Genomic DNA, 19620 nt, shown 5'->3' with positions numbered 1-19620 from the left:
CTTATTTCTAAATAGTTCTCTACTGCCCGTCCGAACGCCTTGGCCCCATCCGTACCGGAGCGGGCGGGCGGGTGGACGCTCGAACTGACAAGCAATAAATCTGCTTACTGTCTACTGGCTACTGTTCACTGCTTATCATCCTTTTTCCGCTATTCTTAAAATATCTCCAAAAACCCCTCTTGCAGTTACCGCTGCACCTGCGCCAGCACCCTGGATCAGCAGGGGCTGCTCGCCATAAGACTCGGTATAGATCTCAATAATGGAATCTGAACCTTTAACCTGGCCGAGCCCACTTTCCTTAGGTACAGATACCAGTTTAACATCCAGTTCTCCTTTGTCTTTTTGCAAGTTTCCATGAAGGTCCCCGATGTACCTCAATACATGTCCGGGCTTTTGGTTTTTCTTGATCTCGTGGAACATATCGTCCAAAACACCCAGGTTTTCCAGAAAATCCGGAACATCGCCTTTCTGCAGTAACGGGGGAATAAGATTTTGTATGCGGATATCGGCTAACTCGTTTTGAAGGTCTAACTCCCTGGCGAGGATCAGCAGTTTTCTACCGACGTCATTTCCAGAAAGGTCCTCCCTCGGGTCCGGTTCGGTATAGCCCTTCCGGATGGCCTCCTTTAAGACCAGTGAAAATGGTGTATCCACTTCCGAAAAGGTATTGAATATATAACTTAAGGAACCGGAAAACACCCCTTTTATCCGGGTGATATTCTCACCGGAAAGGTGAAGTAACTTGATCGTATCAATTAAAGGCAGACCCGCACCTACGTTGGTTTCATAGAGGTAGTTCTTCTGATTTTTAACCAATTCTTCCCTAAGCAACTGGTAGTAATCAAAACCGAGTGTATTACCTATTTTATTAGAAGAAACCAGGTCAAATCCATTGTCTGCAAAATCAAAATAATGCGCAACAAAGTCTTCACTTGCTGTATTGTCTACAGCGATAAGGTTCTCCAAATGATGTGTTCTGGCGTAATTGAAAATATCGTTGATCCCGTACGGTTTTCCTTTGCCATTCATCTGCGACCGCCAACTCCGGCTTATCCCATCCTTATTCAGCAGTAATTTCTTTGAATTGGCCAGGGCAAATATATTGAGATGAATTCCCTTTCGCTTTTCAATGGTCTTTGAAGAACTCAATATCTGGTCTACCAGTGTTCCTCCGACATTGCCGTGACCAAAAATGGCCAGGTTGATCTTTTTGCTAATGCCAAAGATCTGTCCGTGCATGACGTTAAGCGCTTTGTTCAGATCGGCTTTCCGAACCACCAGACCCACATTCTTTCCGGAAACCGTATTGTTAAACAGCAGCGGTACGATGTGGTTTTTGATCAAGGCGTTATAAGGCTTGTGAAAAGTGCTCAGGTCCTGCCCTACTATAGAAATAACGGATACATCTTCCACTATGGAGATGGTGTTAATGTCCTGGGCGTGGTAGTCCGCTTCGAATTCCGCTTCCAGGGCGGCTTTGGCCAGGCTGGCCTTTTTCGCGTCAACCACCAGGCCGATTCCCCTTTCCGAGGAACCCTGAGATATGATACCAACATTGATGTTATTCTGGCTCAGCGCTTTAAAGATCCGGGCATCTATTCCTACTTTCCCAAGCAATCCCCTTCCTTCCAGGTTAATAAGGGCCTCGTTCTCTATAACCGACAAGGATTTGATACCCTCCTTACTCGTTTTGGCGCTGATCACCGTACCCTCATTATCTCCATTAAAGGTATTCAATATGCGTAGCGGAATGTTCTTTTCTATTAGCGGAATGATGGTTTTGGCATGAAGGATGGTAGCCCCGAAATTGGCCAGTTCATTGGCCTCACCATAGGACAATTGCGAGATCCGCCTCGCCTCGGGAACAAGCTCCGGGTTGGCCGTAAAGATCCCGTCCACATGGGTATAATTCTGCAGTTCCCTGGCGTCTAGAAAGTTCGCGATCAGGGCCGCCGAATAATTGCTTCCGTTCCTCCCCAAGGTAGTGGTCTCGTTATTTGCGTTGGAGGCAATAAACCCGGTGATCACCGGAACACTATCCGATCGGAGTTTCATAAATTCCTTCAAAACGTTCTCCTTGGATTGGGTTTCCAAAACCTGGGCATCCCCAAAGCTGTCATCCGTTTTTATGAGTTTCCTGGAGTCGATCAACACGGCTTTTACACCTTTGCCTATAAGCAATTTGGTGATCAGCTTTGCAGAGATCAGTTCACCATAGGCCAAAACCTGATCCTTGATCTTTGCGCTGTAATCCCCCAGAAGGGCAACCCCTTCAAAGAGCTCCACCAGTTTCCGGAATTCGGCCGATAGGTTGACATTCTTGAAGGTGTGTTTTTGATATTTTTCGAAGGCTTCGAAGTCTCTTTTGTACTTTTTACCTGCTGCCGCTTTATCCAGAATGGCCTCCAGTTGATCAGTAGCTTTTTCTCTGGCCGATAATACCACAGCGATGTTCTCACCATCGGTCACCTTCTTTGTGATGATATCGAGAACCCTCCCTATACCTTCACCATTGGAGAGGGACTTGCCACCAAATTTCAAAATTTTGATGCCTTCGGCCTTATTGTGATGATCAAAAACGCTTTTTAGCAGTTGCTGCATTTGCTCGAACTCGATAAGAAATGCGTCATGCCCGTGTAGCGATTGAATCTCACCATAAGTGACATTGCTATTGGCCTGGGCTAAATGTTTAAAGGTTTCCTTATTCTCCCTCGCGGTAAAGAAGAGATCGGAATCTACCCCTATGATATGAATATTTGTATCGCTTTCCTTTAGTCGGTTAAAAGCCTCGTCCCCATCCCTGGTAATATCAATGGTCTTTAGCAGTTGGTTGGTCAGTTTATAAGCGGACAACTGAAAGCGTTCCTGTAGTTTCTTTCCATGGTGGATCAGCCAGCTTTCCACGTTGAAGATCTGAAGTTCGTCATTGGTACTTCTCTGGAATCGTTCTTTAAAGGATTCCGGGGTGCGGTAACACAGCATGGCGTGCATTCTGGCATCGTGCACCGGCTGTTTGGAGTTTACCAGGAATTGTTCCTGTATCTGGCAGTTGGCTATCAGCCAGTCTGTGGATTTCCAATCCGAAGCCACGGGAATGAGGTGAGTGGTTAGTTTAGGGTCTAAAGCCGCCATTTCCCAGGCTATTCCTCCGCCCAGAGATCCTCCTATGATGGCGTAAAGTTTATCAATTTCCAGTGCTTTAAGTCCAAGGAGGAAAATTTGAGCTATATCCCCTGCGACAAAATCCTTGTAATTATCTATAACGAAGCCGTCATAGCCATTTCCAGGAACATTGAAGCAGAGCACCGTAAATTTTTGTGTGTCTATACATTTCCCATCTCCTATCAGGGAGGACCACCAACCGTCTTTTCCCGCTACATTTGAATTTCCCGTAAGGGCGTGATTTACCAGGACGATAGGAGCTGAATATAGCTCTTTCCCAAAGATTTCATAGGACAATTCAATATCCTGGGTCACCCCGCTAAGCGTCTTAAAAGCCGGTAATTTTAGATGGTGGAGTAAGGTAGTAGCCTCTTTCATAGCTTTGCTGAAGGGATAAGGAGGTACCGCATTGCTGATTGCTCCGGGCAATGCGGCACAACCTAAGTGAATTTTACGTCAATACGGATTTGTCTATAGTCGCAAACGCCTGTTTCAGATCAGTTTTCAGATCTTCTACATCTTCCAGTCCAACGGAAAGTCGTATCAGATCCTTAGTAACCCCTGTGGATTCCTGGGCCGCATCGTCGAGTTGTTGATGTGTGGTGCTGGCCGGGTGAATGATCAGGGATTTGGTATCACCAATATTGGCTAAGAGTGAAAATATCTTCGTCTCATCCGCGATCTTTTTAGCAGATTCAAAGCCACCTTTAACCCCAAAGGTCACTATACTACTTTGTCCATTTGGAAGATAAGCCTCCGCATGCGCATAATACTTACTGGATTTCAGTCCGGGGTAATTCACCCAGGACACTTCGGGCTGATCTTCCAGCCACTGTGCAATGGCAAGGGCATTCTCACTGTGCTTTTGCATCCGCACTTCAAGGGTCTCCAGTCCTTGTATGATCTGGAATGCGTTGAAGGGGCTCAGGCAGGCTCCGTGATCCCGTAGACCTTCTATACGGACCTTTGCGATAAAAGCAGCGGGGCCCAGGGCATCGTGATACACCAAGCCGTGGTATCCGGGAGAGGGTTCGGTAAATTCAGGGAACTTCCCATTGGCCCAGTCAAATGTTCCGGCATCAATGATGGCGCCACCAAGCGCTGTTCCGTTTCCATTGATGTATTTGGTGAGTGAATGGATCACTATATTGGCGCCGTGCTCAATTGGTTTTAGTAAAGCGGGAGTGGCCACTGTATTATCAACAATAAACGGAACTTTTGCAGCCTTAGCTTCTGCGGAGATTGCCTTAAGGTCTAAAACATCCAGTTTGGGATTCCCAAGAGACTCCACAAAAATAGCCCTGGTGTTCTCCTGTACCGCCTTGCCAAAGTTAGCAGGGTCTGAAGGATCAACAAAGGTGGTGGTGATCCCAAGTCGCGGCAGGGTTACACTTAACAGGTTGTAAGTACCTCCATACAGGCTGTTGGATGAAACAATATGGTCACCGGCCTTTAACAAAACTAATAAGGCGGTATTCAGGGCTCCGGTACCGGAAGACGCAACCACAGAGGCGATCCCCCCTTCGAGGGCAGCCAGTCGTTGTTCCAGTATATCGTTAGTCGGATTATTTATCCGGGTATATATGTTTCCGAACTCCGCCAGGGAAAACAGATTGGCAGCGTGGTCGGCATTGTCAAAAACATAAGCAGTGCTTTGGTAGATCGGGACAGCCCGGGTACCTCCATTAACGGTGGTGTCATGTCCGGCATGTAGGGCGTTTGTAGAAAATTTGTGTTCACTCATGATACAGTTTTTTAATTAATGCTAAATCAAGCCAAAGACCATCACCTTTTAAGGTGACCTTTAACAATGAAATAAGTTATTAAGAAAAACTGTGGTGAACTTTACGCTTATGTTATCTGCCCTTTCTACACTTGTGGGAGAACGGATAGAATGTAGCACCTTCTCTGAATACTGGATTGAGGGATGAAACAGAGGGTTGCTAAGGCTTCACAGGGTCTAGTCCCTCCGCCTTTCTTGATAACTATTCAATATGTTTTTGAACTTTGGAGTAACAAATATAGGGAGCTGAATTTTGAAATTCCTAATCTTTTTGCAAAAAATTACAAGTTAAAGGCAGATTTCACCTGCTCTATCATATCCAACTTTTCCCAGGTAAAGAGCTCTACTTCCTTTTCTACCCGGCCATTATAGGGAGACTCAAAGACTTTTGTGATACTTCTTGGGGTTCTTCCCATATGTCCGTATGCGGCGGATTCCTGATAGATAGGATTTCTCAGTTTCAGTCGATCTTCAATTGCAAAAGGCCTCATATCGAACAGTTCCATTACCTTTTCAGCGATCTCGCCATCGCTAAGGTCCACATTGGATGTACCGAAAGTATCCACAAAAATGGATGTTGGTTCCACTACCCCAATGGCATAACTAACCTGTACCAGGATCTCATCCGCTACTCCTGCCGCAACCAGGTTTTTTGCCGCGTGACGAGCAGCATAAGCCGCGCTTCTATCTACTTTACTGGGGTCCTTCCCGCTAAATGCACCACCTCCATGAGCACCTTTGCCTCCGTAGGTATCCACGATGATCTTCCTACCTGTCAGACCGGTATCCCCATGTGGGCCACCAATAACAAACTTTCCGGTTGGATTGATATGATATTTGATCTCATCATTGAACAACGCCTGAATGCGTTCCGGCAACTCAGCCTTAACCTTGGGAATAAGGATGTCTATGATGTCCTTTTTGATCTTATTAAGCATACCCTCGTCATCCGGACCAAAATCATCGTGTTGTGTAGATACCACTATAGTATCAATTCTTACCGGTACGTTGTCATCCGAATATTCTATGGTGACCTGGGCCTTGGCATCCGGTCTTAGATAGTCGATCTGGCTTTTTTCTTTGCGAAGCGTAGCCAGTTCTTTCAGGATCCTATGCGATATGTCCAGGGCCAATGGCATGTAATTCTCCGATTCCTTTGTGGCATAGCCAAACATCATCCCCTGATCTCCGGCTCCCTGCTCTTCTTTTGTCCCTCTGTCTACCCCTTGATTAATATCCTTTGACTGCTCGTGAATAAGCGAGATAACGCCACAGGAATCTCCGCTAAACTGATATCCCCCCTTGGTATAGCCAATGGAGTTGATCACCTCTCTCGCGATATGTTGAAGATCCACGTAGGTCTTACTCTTTACTTCACCCGCCAGGATTACCTGCCCTGTGGTTACCAGGGTTTCACAGGCTACCTTACTTTCTGGGTCAAAGGCAAGAAAATTATCCAAAAGAGCGTCACTGATCTGGTCCGCGATTTTATCCGGGTGTCCTTCACTTACGGATTCTGAGGTAAACAAATATGCCATATTTCAAATTTAATTAGTCGGAAAAGTATTGAAAGGAGTTGCAGGAAATGCTAAAAAGTACTGGATCTGTTAAGACCTGGCTGTTTTAGCATTTTTTGTTGCCGTTCTTAGGGCTACAGAGGTTGCAATCAGTCAAATCTCTCCTCTTAAATAACGAGTGCAAAAGTATAAAAATAGTTTGGTTTCAAAACCAAATGGGATAATAAATTAACGTCTCGGTAACCGCTATGAACCAGAATGGCGGTAAGGCCTTTGTTTACTGGTCACGGAGAAATTCCTTGGTATTTCAACAACTATTTTTTCAGGTGCACTAGATACTTTGTATATTGTGTTCCTTTGACATTACGACACCAACTTAAAATTTCAAAGCCCTATGCACATTGCCGTAGCTGGTAACATTGGAGCCGGAAAAACCACCATAACAAAACTGCTTTCAAAACATTACAAATGGGAAGCCCATTTTGAGGATGTCGTAGACAACCCTTATTTGGATGATTTTTATACTCAAATGGAACGGTGGAGTTTTAATCTTCAGATCTATTTCCTGAACAGCAGATATCGGCAAATTCTAAAAATTCGCGAAAGCGGTAAGGACGTAATCCAGGACAGGACCATATACGAAGATGCTCACATTTTCGCTCCGAACCTTCACGCTATGGGTTTGATGACCAATAGGGACTTTAAGAATTACTCCAGCCTTTTTGAACTAATGGAAACCCTGGTTCAACCTCCGGATCTTCTGATTTATCTCAGAAGCTCCATTCCCAATCTGGTGAATCAGATCCACAAGCGGGGACGGGAATACGAAAATACCATTTCAATAGACTATTTGAGCAGGCTTAACGAAAGATACGAAGCCTGGGTACACAGCTATGAGAAAGGGAAGTTACTCATCATAGATGTAGACGAACTTGACTTTGTTGATAATCCCGAGCACCTGGGTGTGGTAATCAACCGGATTGATGCTGAGATCCACGGTTTGTTTTGAGGGGTGGACGGTTAGACGGTTAGACTGTTGGATTGTTGGACGGATAGATGGGTAGACGGGTAGATTGCTGGACTGGTGGATTGTTGGACGATTGGATGGTTGGATTTTTAGACGTGTGGATGGTAGGACGGATAGATTGTTAGACTGTTGGATTTAAGATGTTTATTACATGAAATAAAAAACCCCGGGTGATCCGGGGTTTTTCTTTTGTGAGTTGTAAATATCGCTATTCCTCAATTTGGTCAACTGTCTTTATCAGTTTGGTTTTGGTATCGGCTTCAGAACTCTTAAGTCCTTCTATCTTAGCATTCACCTCTTCTTCAGTTCCTTCGAACAGTTGCTCCTCAGTGCTGGTTTCCCCATTAAAAGTTGTTGTAGTGATTACAGTGGCTTTTACCAGTTCCTCTCCAGACTTCTCCATTTTTACCTGTATTTCCTTTTTGATGTCCTCTCGGTTATTTTCAGAGGCATAAGCCATCATACTATCAGCTGATATGGCAATACTTGGCGCAATTACCAGGGCTACAACAGACATCAATTTCAACAATATGTTTAGAGAGGGACCTGAAGTATCTTTAAACGGATCTCCAACAGTATCTCCCACTACCGCAGCCTTGTGTGCGTCTGTTCCTTTTCTACCCTGTTCTTCGATCATTTTCTTTGCATTATCCCAGGCGCCTCCGGCGTTAGACTGGAATATTGCCATCAGCACACCACAGGTAGTTACCCCTGCCAGGAGACCTCCCAGCATCTCGGCACCTCCAATAAAGCCAACAGCAACAGGTACTGCAATTGCCAACAATCCGGGTAGTACCATTTCTTTAATGGAAGCTGTTGTAGAGATCTCAACACATTTGTCGTATTCCGCAACCCCATCAGCTGCTTCAAAGATCTTTCTGTCTTCCTCTGAAGCCTTAGACATATCGGAATCGTACTTTCGCATTACCCCAAGGGCGGAATTCAAAGCAGGAATATCACGGAACTGTCGCCTAACCTCTTCGATCATGGCCATTGCAGCTCTACCCACAGCGTTCATAGACAAAGCAGAGAAAACAAATGGAAGCATACCTCCTACCAGAAGACCCGCCATGATATCCGGTTGAGATACATCAATAGCGGTAACATTCGCAGTCTTCATAAAGGCCGCGAACAAGGCCAGTGCGGTAAGGGCGGCAGAAGCAATCGCGAATCCTTTTCCAATGGCGGCAGTGGTATTACCTACTGCATCCAATTTATCTGTTCTTTCACGGACTTCGCCAGGAAGTTCTGCCATTTCGGCTATACCTCCCGCATTGTCAGAGATAGGTCCATAGGCATCCACAGCAAGCTGAATCCCGGTATTGGCAAGCATCCCGACCGCCGCGATCGCTATTCCGTAAAGTCCGGCAAAGTAGTGTGAAACCAATATTGCACCGGCGATAAGAATAATCGGTATAGCGGTAGACATCATACCCACTCCGAGACCGGCAATGATATTGGTAGCAGATCCTGTTTCAGATTGTCTCACTATAGAACTCACGGGTTTTGTACCTGTTCCTGTATAATATTCGGTAACCTTTCCTACCAAAAGACCTGCGACCAATCCGGCAATAGTGGCCCAGAATACACCCATAGAAGTATATTCTTTTCCACCTTCTACCCAGCTTTCCGGTAACATTTGCTGAATTATGAAATAGGAGGCGATCAGCATTAAAGCTGCTGAACCAAATTCTCCAATATTTAATGCTTTATGAGGTGAGCCACCATCCTTTACACGTACAAAAAAGGTTCCGATAATGGACATCACAATCCCGACAGCTGCCAGGGCAAGTGGAAGATAAACAGCTCCAAGTCCATCAAAAGCAGCCTGAAACTCTGGTATTCCTACAAAAGCTGCACCCAATACCATAGTACCTATAATAGAGCCGACATAAGATTCAAAAAGGTCAGCTCCCATTCCTGCCACATCTCCAACATTATCACCTACGTTATCCGCAATAGTCGCGGGATTCAGAGGGTGATCTTCAGGAATACCTGCTTCAACCTTTCCAACCAGGTCAGCTCCTACATCCGCCGCTTTCGTATAGATTCCACCTCCTACACGGGCGAAAAGGGCTATAGAAGAGGCTCCAAGGGAGAACCCTGAAAGTACATTCAATACTTCTGCTATTGCCCAACCTTGGCCGCTATAAACCATAAACAGACCGCTAAGACCCAGAACACCGAGGCCAACTACGCCCAGACCCATCACAGAGCCTCCTGCAAAGGCAACCTCCAGGGCTTTACCCAGGGATTGTCTTGCCGCATTGGTGGTTCTTACATTAGCTTTGGTAGCAACCTTCATACCGATGAAGCCAGCCAATGCAGAGCAAATTGCACCTACTATAAAGGAAACGGCTACCATGCCATTAGAACCTGCTTCTGAGGCACCCTTAAAGTATAGCAGTACGGCAACCGCCACTACAAAAACCGCTAGTATCTTATATTCGGCTTTAAGGAAAGACATTGCACCATCGGCAATATTCTTAGCGATTCTAGACATTTTTTCATCACCTTCATCCTGCTTGGCAACCCACGCATTTTTAATGAATACGAAAAGCAGGCCAAGAATTCCAAATGCCCATAAAAAGTTTACGATCAGTTCCATATTTGTTTAGTTATTTACGAAGTTAAAACGGGGGCAAAAGTAGTAAAATGGATTAGAATAAAAAAGCAATATCGTTCATGTGACATTGCTTAATTTTCAGGAATTTAGATAAAGTCCTATTTGATGCTCACCTCCTTGTCCGGAACGTCGCTTTCGGCGAATCTATTTACGCATTTTGCCACGATTTCTTTGGCTTCCTCAACATTGCCCCAACCTCCGACATCTACTTTTTTCTTTTCGAGATCCTTATACACCTTAAAAAAGTGTTCAATCTCTTTAATAAGATGAGGATTAAGCTCACTCAGATCTGCCACCCGGCTACCGATGGGATCTGAAACCGGAACACAAATGACCTTTTCGTCCGGCCCCTTCTCATCTGTCATATGAAAGACCCCAATGGGTTTAACCTCCATAACACAGCCGGGAAAGGTGGGTTCGGTCACCAGGACCAGCACATCCAGCGGATCGCCATCCAAAGCAAGGGTCTCCGGCACGAAACCGTAGTCTGCCGGATACATCATGGATGAAAAGATCATACGATCGTAACGGATCTTTTTAAGTGCGAAGTCGTATTCGTATTTGTTTCTGCTGCCTTTGGGAATCTCGATCAGCACGTCGAACGAGCTTACTTCTGATGGGGTCATAGCTATAGTTTTAGGCTGCAAAGATAGGGTTTTATCAGTGGGGAGTTGGCGGTAAACAGTAAACAGTGAACAGTAATCAGTAATCAGTGGACAGTCCTCCTTCGCTAAAGCTTCGGAGGATAAATCAGTGGGCAGTCCTTAATTAACGGATAGCGGATAGCTGATAGCAGATAACAGATAGCTGATAGCAGATAACAGATAGCGGATAGCGGACAGCGGATAACGGACAGCGGACAGCGGATAGCAGATAGCGGATAGCAGATAACAGATAGCGGATAGCAGATAACAGATAGCGGACAGCGGATAGCGGATAGCGGATAGCGGATAGCGGATAGCGGATAGCGGATAGCAAAACTAATAACCACGAATAAACAAATACACGAATTACAAAAAATACCAAATGATCAAGCCAATACCACAATTCTACATTTCCACATTTTCAAATCTTCAAATTAACAAATCCTCTTTCTGCTTGTAAATTACAGTGTCGGGCTTTAATTTGAAGTTGGGGTGGGGTTTGGACCCCAGGAAAATTGGGGAACCAATTTTCAGTGAACAGTGAACAGTAAACAGTGAACGGTGAACAGTCCTCCTTCGCCAAAGCTTCGGAGGATAAATCAGTGGCCAGTGGGCCGTTGGCGGTCAATTTCACAATTCCTCAATTCCTCAATTCCTCAATTTTAAATATCCTCAGAAATTAAATCCAAAGGTACCGGTGACACTAAATGGCCTGGCTTCCGGATTGTCCAGGTAATTACCCCTGAAGTTAAAATCGATGCGAAAGATCTTGAAGATATTGCCAATACCAAAGGAATACTCCCAGTAGATCTGGTCATTTGGGGCTATAAGTGGAATATTCGTAGGACTACTCAACTGGATATTCTCTTCGGACAGATCTCCCCAAACTCCTCGCAGGCCAACAATTTCCCGTAAATTGAGTTTTCTTAGTAGCGGGATCCTGGAGAACAATCGTCCGTTAAAATTGTGTTCCAGATGCAAGGATGCATAAGTATCCGTTACAAATTCGTAAAAGTCCAGGTTCGGAAAGGTATTATATATGGAAAACAGGGTCTGATTTCCCGGGATAACATTGAGAAGACCCAGAGGCACTTCACCAAAGGTTTTACCAACTTCAATGGTACTGAAGAGTCTGCCGAATCCACCGATCTGCCATGGTTGTGTATAAGAAAACTGCACTTTTTCATAATCAAAATCACTCTCCAGAAAACCACTGATGCCCTTGGTATAATTCAACAAAAGGGTGCTGTAATTGTCGTTTATATTCCTGCGTTCCACACCATAACCTATGGTTCGCTTTCCCGGAGTATAGATCAGGCTGGTGGTTATATCAAATTGTTTGATCTCTGAGGATATCCCTGTTGGAGAAGTGGGATCAATATAATCCAGGCTGAATGCTTCCGGAAGTGCCGAACTAAGCGTACGGAATGAACTGCCTACACGTACCCTGAAGTTCGTCAGAGGTTCCATTTCCACATTGAATGTGCTGAGATTAATATTGGTAAGCCGGTCATTAGCTCCAACCGTAAGCACAGCAGAAGAGGCAATACTACGGCCAAGAACGTCTGTCGTTGGATTAAGGGTAAGCCCAAGCTGTTCAATATCCCTGCGGTTCCCTCCGGAAATGATCAATCTGCTTTTACGGTCAAGGAGAAACTTTGCCGAAATACCGTACTTGAATTTCCTGTCGTCAAAACCGTAGGCTGTAAAGCCCTGTAGTCTCCAAAGGTCGTTTTGTCCGAAATAAGTCCGGGCGCCTCCACGGATGCGGACACCCTCCGCATCATTATAACCAAAAACGCTGTAGATATCCCCAATATCTATATTCCATTTGTCTATTTCTATGTAGCCTGATCCCAGTATACTTACGATGTTGTAATAGGTTTTGAACTTAGGTACGGTTTTCAGGGTATCCAGAAGTTTGTAAATACCCTGTTCGTCCTTATTCAGGGATTCCAGGCGTTTGTTGGCCCAAAAGGTACTATCCCGGCCAAACACAACGGGATCAAAAGGGTCTGATACCGTTTTGTAAAAATTACGGGGCTTGGGAATATCAAAGGTATAATTGTCAAAAACCGTGGTCCTTTTTCCGTATACCCCTCTGGATTGCTCTTTTTTATTGAAACTGAAATCGCTGAGCATATAATCTCGCTTCAACAGGAAAACGGAATCGCTTACCACTTCGAATTCCTGCTCTATATATATGTCCTTTACCCAGTTGATGTTGGCGCTTTTGGTGACCGCCAAATTGATCTTTTTTATGGCAAATGTGGTATCATTAACCCAGAAGTCCCCTTTAAAAGTTAGTTCGTTTTTACGGCGCGGGTAGTAAATAATATTGTAGCACCATTTGTTATCTACGAAAGCACTGTCTGAAAGCACATAATTATAGGTATCAATTCCTGTTCTGGAGAGCGGACTGGTAAAGCTTTTGTCAAAAAACTTGAGGTAGTTCTCATAGATATCGTAATCCGAGTACAGGTCCTCCACGAAACCAATAATCGCCTGATTGTTACTGAAGCCGGAATTCTTGTTCCCCAGAACCTCTTCTTTTTCCTCCTTGAGGGCATTGTCTCCATAAACCTTGGAGGCAGATTCGTTCAGAAAAAGAGGCAGGTAGGTTTTACCCGTGATCCGGGAGGTATCGAGATCAGCGAAGACAAACTCCAGCCCCTTAAACAACTTACTGTTCATCAAGGCACTGTCTATGGTATTCAGGTCGAACTCGATCTTCTCGTATTTATCGTACTGATACTGTTTGAATTTCCTGAGCCCATTAACCCTTTTCTTAGCCCATATCTTTTTAAGAATGTCAATGGCCGGATTGTTCTTTTTTGATTGTTTTCCGACATATACCACCACCTCATCCAGCTGTTCCTGCCCTTCGGACAGCACAATCCGCATATTGTAGTTTACCTTGGCCTTCAAGGCCATTTCCAGGGTTTCATAGCCGATAAATGAAACAACCAGGGAATCATAAGTAGATTCAGATTCCAAATAAAACCGGCCGTTATCATTAGTAATGGTGCCCTCGGTAGAATTTTTGAACAGTACATTGGCAAATGCCACCGGAGATCCCGAATCGTCCACTACAATTCCTCCCACCTTAGATTGAGCTGAGGCCAACAGAGATACGAGAAAGATCAAGGAAAAAAGGAATTGCTTCATAGGTCTTCCCATCCGGCAAATCGGGGTCAAGAGGCCTCCGGATACACGCGGATACTTTTTTTGGTATAAAGGTTTAGGGTAGTGTTACGTTCGAATACAAGCCTTTTAAACGACGACCACCAGAACGAAAATATCCCGCATTCAGAGCGGGATCAGATCAAATACTATTTCTGAGAGTATTTACCCAGAAACAACTACAGTATTTCATCAAAAACTTCGCCTTCTACATAGTCGACAAAGCGAATATACCTTACGCGAGTGGTATATGTTATTTATATAACACTTTCTTAACAGCTTTGATCACGTCATTGTGGTTGGGGAGCCATTCTGCTAGCAATACCGGAGAATATGGTGCCGGAGTATCCGCAGTATTCAGTTTAACCACAGGGGCATCCAGATAGTCGAAGGCCTTGGACTGCACCTGGTAGGTGATCTCAGTAGCTACATTTCCAAAAGGCCAGGCCTCTTCAAGGACCACCAGCCTGTTGGTCTTCTTTACAGACTTTAAAATCGCATCCTGATCCATAGGGCGTACAGTACGCAGGTCGATAATTTCGCAACTGATGCCTTCTTTTGCCAGTTCGTCCGCTGCCTTATAGGCCTCTTTTATGATCTTCCCAAAGGAAACTATGGTAACATCCGTTCCTTCCCTTTTAATATCCGCTACACCCAATGGAATGGTGTATTCCCCTTCGGGAACTTCGCCTTTATCTCCGTACATCTGTTCCGACTCCATAAAAATGACCGGATCGTCGTCCCGGATTGCGGATTTTAGCAAACCTTTGGCGTCATTAGGGTTAGAAGGCACCACCACCTTTAAGCCAGGACAGTTGGCAAACCAACTTTCAAATGCCTGGGAGTGCGTAGCCGCTAGCTGCCCGGCCGATGCCGTAGGACCCCTGAATACTATGGGGCAATTGAATTGTCCGCCAGACATTTGACGGATCTTGGCCGCATTGTTAATGATCTGATCTATCCCGACAAGCGCAAAGTTAAAGGTCATGAATTCGATGATAGGTCGGTTTCCATTCATTGCCGAGCCTACACCCACACCTGCAAAACCCAATTCGGATATCGGCGTATCCAATACCCGGTCCGGACCGAATTCGTCTAACATCCCTTTGGAAGCCTTATAGGCACCGTTGTATTCGGCTACCTCTTCGCCCATGAGGTAAATGGATTCATCTCTTCTCATTTCTTCGGACATGGCTTCCGCAATGGCTTCCCTAAACTGTAATGTCTTCATAAAAAGTGGTTCTCAAAGGTGTATATTCCAATGTAAAATGCGAACAAAAATAGGAAAAGTTTGCTCAAACTCAGAAATGATATCCGTAAAAAAATCTTCAAAATTTACTATGCATGCATAGTAAATTTGAAAATTATTGGCTATCTTAGCCTGCTCATTTGAAGACCTATAAAAAAGCAGTTTATATGAAGATTCTAGTTTGTATCAGCAACGTCCCGGATACTACTTCCAAGATCAATTTTACGGACGATGATACCAAATTTGATACCAATGGGGTGCAATTTGTCATCAACCCCAATGATGAATTCGGGCTTACCCGAGCCATGTGGTTTAAGGAAAAGCAAGGTGCCACTGTTCATGTTGCCACGGTTGGTGAGGCCACTACAGAGCCAACTATCCGAAAAGCCCTTGCTATTGGCGCAGACGAGGCTATCCGTGTAAATGCGGCGCCCACAGACGGCTATTTTGTGGCTCAGCAGTTGGCCGAAGTCATAAAATCTGGTGGTTATGACCTGATCATTGCCGGACGCGAGTCTATAGACTACAATGGCGGTATGGTTCCTGGTATGATCGCGGCCATGCTCGATATGAACTTTGTAAATACCTGCATCAGCCTGGAGATCGAAGGTGAGAACGCCACCGCAGTTCGGGAAATTGACGGGGGAAAAGAAAAGATCGCTACAAGCCTGCCGTTGATCATCGGAGGACAAAAAGGCCTGGTGGAGGAAAGTGATCTTCGAATACCAAATATGCGAGGGATCATGATGGCCAGGCAGAAGAAATTGAACGTTGTGGAAGCCGTTGGGGGAACCCAGGCCACCAAGGACGTGAAATTTGAAAGACCTGCGCCAAAAGGAGCAGTAAAGCTCGTGGATTCAGCAAACATTGATGAATTGGTTAACCTTTTACACAACGAAGCCAAAGTAATATAGTATCCTATGTCAGTATTAGTTTATACAGAAACAGAAAAAGGAAAGTTTAAGAAGAACGCTTTTGAAGTGGCTTCCTATGCCAATGCGGTCGCCCAGCAATTGGGAACCACAGTAACAGCTATCGCCTTTGGGGCTGATAATGCCGAAGAATTGGGCACCTATGGAGTTTCTAAGGTATTGAATGTGGCTGAGGCATCGCTTTCAGACTTCAATGCCAGGGCTTTCGCTCTGTCTATTGCACAGGCTGTCTCCTCGGAAGAAGCAAAGGTAGTTTTGCTCAGTTCCAGTACAGATTCTAAATTTCTGGCTGGAATACTGGCCGGAAAGCTTAGTGCCGGATATGCACCCAATGTCGTAGCCGCCCCTGAGACTACGGAGCCGTTCATAGTGAAAAGAACCGCCTTTAGTAACAAAGGGTTTGCACATACACAAATTGATACGGATATCAAGATTGTAGGGGTCTCTAACAATGCTTTTGGTGTTGTAGAAAATCCCACCTCTGCCGATGTAGCGGCATTCTCACCTCAGATCAATGAATCGGACTTCTCCACCAAATCTGTCGAAGTGGATAAGGTAGTAGGTAAGGCCACAATTGCAGATGCGGATATCGTGGTATCCGGAGGAAGAGGACTTAAAGGACCTGAGAACTGGGGACTTATAGAGGAATTGGCTGAAGTGCTGGGAGCGGCTACCGCCTGTTCAAAACCTGTTTCAGACCTGGGATGGCGACCTCATAGCGAGCACGTTGGGCAAACAGGGAAACCCGTGGCCAGCAACCTGTATATCGCCATTGGAATATCAGGTGCCATACAACATTTGGCGGGTGTAAGCGCCTCCAAGGTAAAAGTGGTCATCAATACAGATCCGGAGGCTCCATTCTTTAAAGCGGCGGACTATGGAATTGTCGGAGACGCCTTTGAGGTGGTTCCTGAACTCACCGAAAAATTAAAGGAATTTAAGGCCCAAAACGCTTAAATTTTGTTAATTTGTGCCCCTGAAGGGCTGTTCAAATAACTAGGAGACCTTCTTATTTGAACGGCCTTTCGTGGTTTAAAGCGTCTTATGAGTTTAGTGCGATTAAAAATAAAGGGAATATCTTACAGCCAAACGCAGAACGGGGCCTATGCCCTTATCCTCAACGAGGTTGAAGGAGACCGGAAACTACCGATCGTTATCGGTGCTTTTGAAGCCCAATCCATAGCTATTGCCCTTGAAAAGGAGATCAAACCTCCAAGACCCTTGACCCACGACCTTTTTAAGAACTTTGCTGATCGCTTCGACATTGTTGTAAAACAGGTGATCATTCACAAATTGGTAGATGGGGTATTCTATTCGAGTATCATCTGTGAGCGGGATAAGATCGAAGAGATAATCGATGCCAGAACAAGCGATGCAATTGCCCTGGCATTGCGCTTTAACGCCCCTATATTCACCTACAAAACCATTTTGGACAAGGCGGGAATTTTCCTCAAGTTTTCCTCTAAAGACAAGGATAAGGAAGAGGGTGATGACAGCATAGTGGTAGATGAAATATTGCAAGAAGGGGAAACGGTGGAGATAGACTCCGCTTCCTCTGCTCCATATAAGGAACTTAGCCTGGAAGAATTACATCAGGAACTGGACAAGGCCGTTGCCAGCGAAGACTATGAAAAAGCGGCCAAACTCAGGGACGAAATATCCAAACGCAAGTAACTAACCAAACCCTTATATGAAGTACAGATTCTGGCTGCTTCTTTGTATAATATGTTTCTCAAATTCTCTCCTGGCTCAGGAAAATGCTCCAATTGACAGTACTAGCGTCATTTCCCAGACCCACGACTTTGATTCGGCTATCCTTCAATCCAAAAAAGAAGCTGCCTCAATCCAGGGATACTGGCAACTCTCTGAAAATCTGGTCTATGAGAACTATCCAGACAGTATTTCAGCCAGCTTAGGCATAAGAAAAGGTTACGAGTTCTTATCGCTGAAGACCAATGGGGAATACGAAGCTCAAATTAATGGGGCCTTTAGCAAAGGATACTGGCTGATCAATAACAACCTCTTGCTTTTCAAGCAAAAAGATCCTAAGACCATAGATATCTACAATGAGATCATTGAGCAATCGGATTCCGTTATAAGACTAAAAAATGAGAACAAGGTGTTTGTTTTCATTTCGGAAGAACATCCGGACTACGCCGTTCTATCCACAACCAAAGACCAGATTCTGCCCAGTGAGGGTTTTAGTACCAAGAGTATTTTAAGAGGGATATTGGGGATGATCGTGTTGCTGGTGATCGCTTATTTGTTCAGCAGCAACAGAAAAGCCATTAACTGGCGGACTACCGGAATAGGGCTGAGCTTACAACTATTGATTACCATTGGAGTGCTGACTGTACCTTTTATCAAAGTGGCTTTTGAAGCCATTGGTCAGGTTTTTGTCAAGATCCTGGATTTTACGAAAGCCGGAAGTGAATTTTTGTTTTCCGGGATTATCGATGTTAATTCTTACGGTTTTATTTTTGCCTTCCAGGTACTTCCCACCATAATTTTCTTCTCTGCTTTAACTTCAGTCCTCTTTTATCTCGGGATCATTCAAAAAGTGGTAAGGGCACTTGCCTGGTTACTATCAAAAGCATTGGGGATCTCAGGAGCCGAAAGTCTTAGCGTAGCTGGAAACATATTTTTAGGGCAAACAGAGGCGCCTCTGCTGATCAAAGCCTACCTCGAAAAAATGAACAAATCCGAGATCCTCCTTGTGATGACAGGAGGTATGGCCACTGTGGCCGGCGCGGTACTGGCCGCCTATATCGGATTTTTAGGCGGAGATGACCCTGCTCTTAGGTTGCAATTCGCAAAGCATCTGCTGGCCGCTTCCGTAATGGCTGCTCCGGGGGCCATTGTGATCTCTAAAATGCTCTATCCACAGACAGAAGCCGTGAATACAGACGTTCACGTGTCTACGGAAAAGATAGGTGCAAATATTCTGGATGCTATTGCCAACGGAACTACAGAAGGCCTGAGGCTTGCCGTAAACGTGGGCGCTATGTTGCTGGTATTTGTAGCATTTATTGCTATGATTAACGGTATCCTCGGTTGGATTGGAGATTTTACCAGTCTGAGTGATTGGATTGCAGCCAACTCCATATATGAGGCCCTGTCCCTGGAAGCCATTCTAGGTTTTGTCTTTGCCCCGCTGATGTGGCTGATAGGTGTAGATGGCACAGATATTATGTTAATGGGTCAATTGTTGGGGATAAAGCTCGGCGCCAGTGAATTTATAGGATACATACAACTGGCTGAACTCAAAAATGTAGCCAGTGGAGCTCATTTCACTTATAACAAATCCGTTATCATGGCCACTTATATGCTCTGCGGTTTTGCCAATTTTGCTTCTATTGGTATCCAGATTGGGGGTATTGGTTCACTGGCACCCGGCCAGCGAAAAACACTTTCAGAATTCGGTATGCGTGCGGTATTGGGAGGTACGTTGGCGTCATTGCTTTCGGCGACCATGGCAGGAATGATACTGGGTTAAA

General features: G+C 45.1%; 12 protein-coding genes and 1 riboswitch. Of the genes, 5 read left to right on the top strand and 7 right to left on the bottom strand.

Going from position 1 to position 19620, the window contains the following annotated elements; genetic code table 11:
- Positions 1-135: 135 nt before the first annotated feature.
- The 3 genes from thrA to metK form a co-directional block, all read right to left on the bottom strand.
- Positions 136-3540, bottom strand: a complete 3405-nt coding sequence (gene thrA / locus GTQ38_RS18140) for a bifunctional aspartate kinase/homoserine dehydrogenase I (RefSeq protein ID WP_161436983.1) — start codon at positions 3538-3540, stop codon at positions 136-138.
- Between the two features lie 73 nt (positions 3541-3613).
- Positions 3614-4906: an O-acetylhomoserine aminocarboxypropyltransferase/cysteine synthase family protein gene (locus GTQ38_RS18135; RefSeq protein ID WP_161436982.1), complete on the bottom strand. Its 1293-nt coding sequence runs from the start codon at positions 4904-4906 to the stop codon at positions 3614-3616.
- 109 nt (positions 4907-5015) lie between these two features.
- A riboswitch (SAM riboswitch) is annotated at positions 5016-5150 on the bottom strand.
- Between the two features lie 76 nt (positions 5151-5226).
- Positions 5227-6483, bottom strand: coding sequence for a methionine adenosyltransferase (metK, locus tag GTQ38_RS18130; RefSeq protein WP_161436981.1), 1257 nt, complete (start codon positions 6481-6483; stop codon positions 5227-5229).
- A gap of 373 nt (positions 6484-6856) precedes the next feature.
- On the opposite strand from metK, the gene GTQ38_RS18125 reads away from it, so the two are divergent.
- Positions 6857-7471, top strand: a complete 615-nt coding sequence (locus GTQ38_RS18125; RefSeq protein WP_161436980.1) for a deoxynucleoside kinase — start codon at positions 6857-6859, stop codon at positions 7469-7471.
- A gap of 226 nt (positions 7472-7697) precedes the next feature.
- On the opposite strand, the gene GTQ38_RS18120 is transcribed toward GTQ38_RS18125, so the two are convergent.
- From GTQ38_RS18120 to GTQ38_RS18105, 4 genes are all read right to left on the bottom strand, one after another.
- Positions 7698-10097 (bottom strand): sodium-translocating pyrophosphatase, encoded by a 2400-nt coding sequence (locus tag GTQ38_RS18120; RefSeq protein WP_161436979.1) that lies wholly within the window; start codon positions 10095-10097, stop codon positions 7698-7700.
- A gap of 116 nt (positions 10098-10213) precedes the next feature.
- On the bottom strand, positions 10214-10741 hold the full coding sequence (locus tag GTQ38_RS18115) for an inorganic diphosphatase (RefSeq protein WP_161436978.1): 528 nt from the start codon (positions 10739-10741) through the stop codon (positions 10214-10216).
- Positions 10742-11431: 690 nt separating this feature from the next.
- The gene (locus GTQ38_RS18110; protein WP_161436977.1) at positions 11432-13927 is read right to left on the bottom strand and encodes a DUF5686 family protein; all 2496 of its coding nucleotides are present in this window, start codon (positions 13925-13927) and stop codon (positions 11432-11434) included.
- A 268-nt stretch (positions 13928-14195) separates the two neighbouring features.
- Complete coding sequence (locus GTQ38_RS18105) at positions 14196-15173, bottom strand: pyruvate dehydrogenase complex E1 component subunit beta (protein ID WP_161436976.1); 978 nt, start codon at positions 15171-15173, stop codon at positions 14196-14198.
- Between the two features lie 185 nt (positions 15174-15358).
- Between GTQ38_RS18105 and GTQ38_RS18100 the strand changes: the two genes are divergently transcribed.
- The 4 genes from GTQ38_RS18100 (at position 15359) to GTQ38_RS18085 (ending at position 19619) form a co-directional block, all read left to right on the top strand.
- Positions 15359-16105 (top strand): electron transfer flavoprotein subunit beta/FixA family protein, encoded by a 747-nt coding sequence (locus tag GTQ38_RS18100; RefSeq protein ID WP_161436975.1) that lies wholly within the window; start codon positions 15359-15361, stop codon positions 16103-16105.
- A 6-nt stretch (positions 16106-16111) separates the two neighbouring features.
- Positions 16112-17080, top strand: a complete 969-nt coding sequence (locus GTQ38_RS18095; protein WP_161436974.1) for an electron transfer flavoprotein subunit alpha/FixB family protein — start codon at positions 16112-16114, stop codon at positions 17078-17080.
- 87 nt (positions 17081-17167) lie between these two features.
- On the top strand, positions 17168-17797 hold the full coding sequence (locus GTQ38_RS18090) for a bifunctional nuclease family protein (RefSeq protein WP_161436973.1): 630 nt from the start codon (positions 17168-17170) through the stop codon (positions 17795-17797).
- A gap of 16 nt (positions 17798-17813) precedes the next feature.
- Positions 17814-19619, top strand: a complete 1806-nt coding sequence (locus tag GTQ38_RS18085) for a NupC/NupG family nucleoside CNT transporter (protein ID WP_238858022.1) — start codon at positions 17814-17816, stop codon at positions 19617-19619.
- Position 19620: the final 1 nt, after the last annotated feature.

This window comes from Poritiphilus flavus (assembly GCF_009901585.1).
GTDB classification, from domain to species: domain Bacteria; phylum Bacteroidota; class Bacteroidia; order Flavobacteriales; family Flavobacteriaceae; genus Poritiphilus; species Poritiphilus flavus.
The sequence above is the reverse complement of the archived record's forward strand: the minus strand, read 5'-3'. Positions and strand labels throughout refer to the sequence as shown.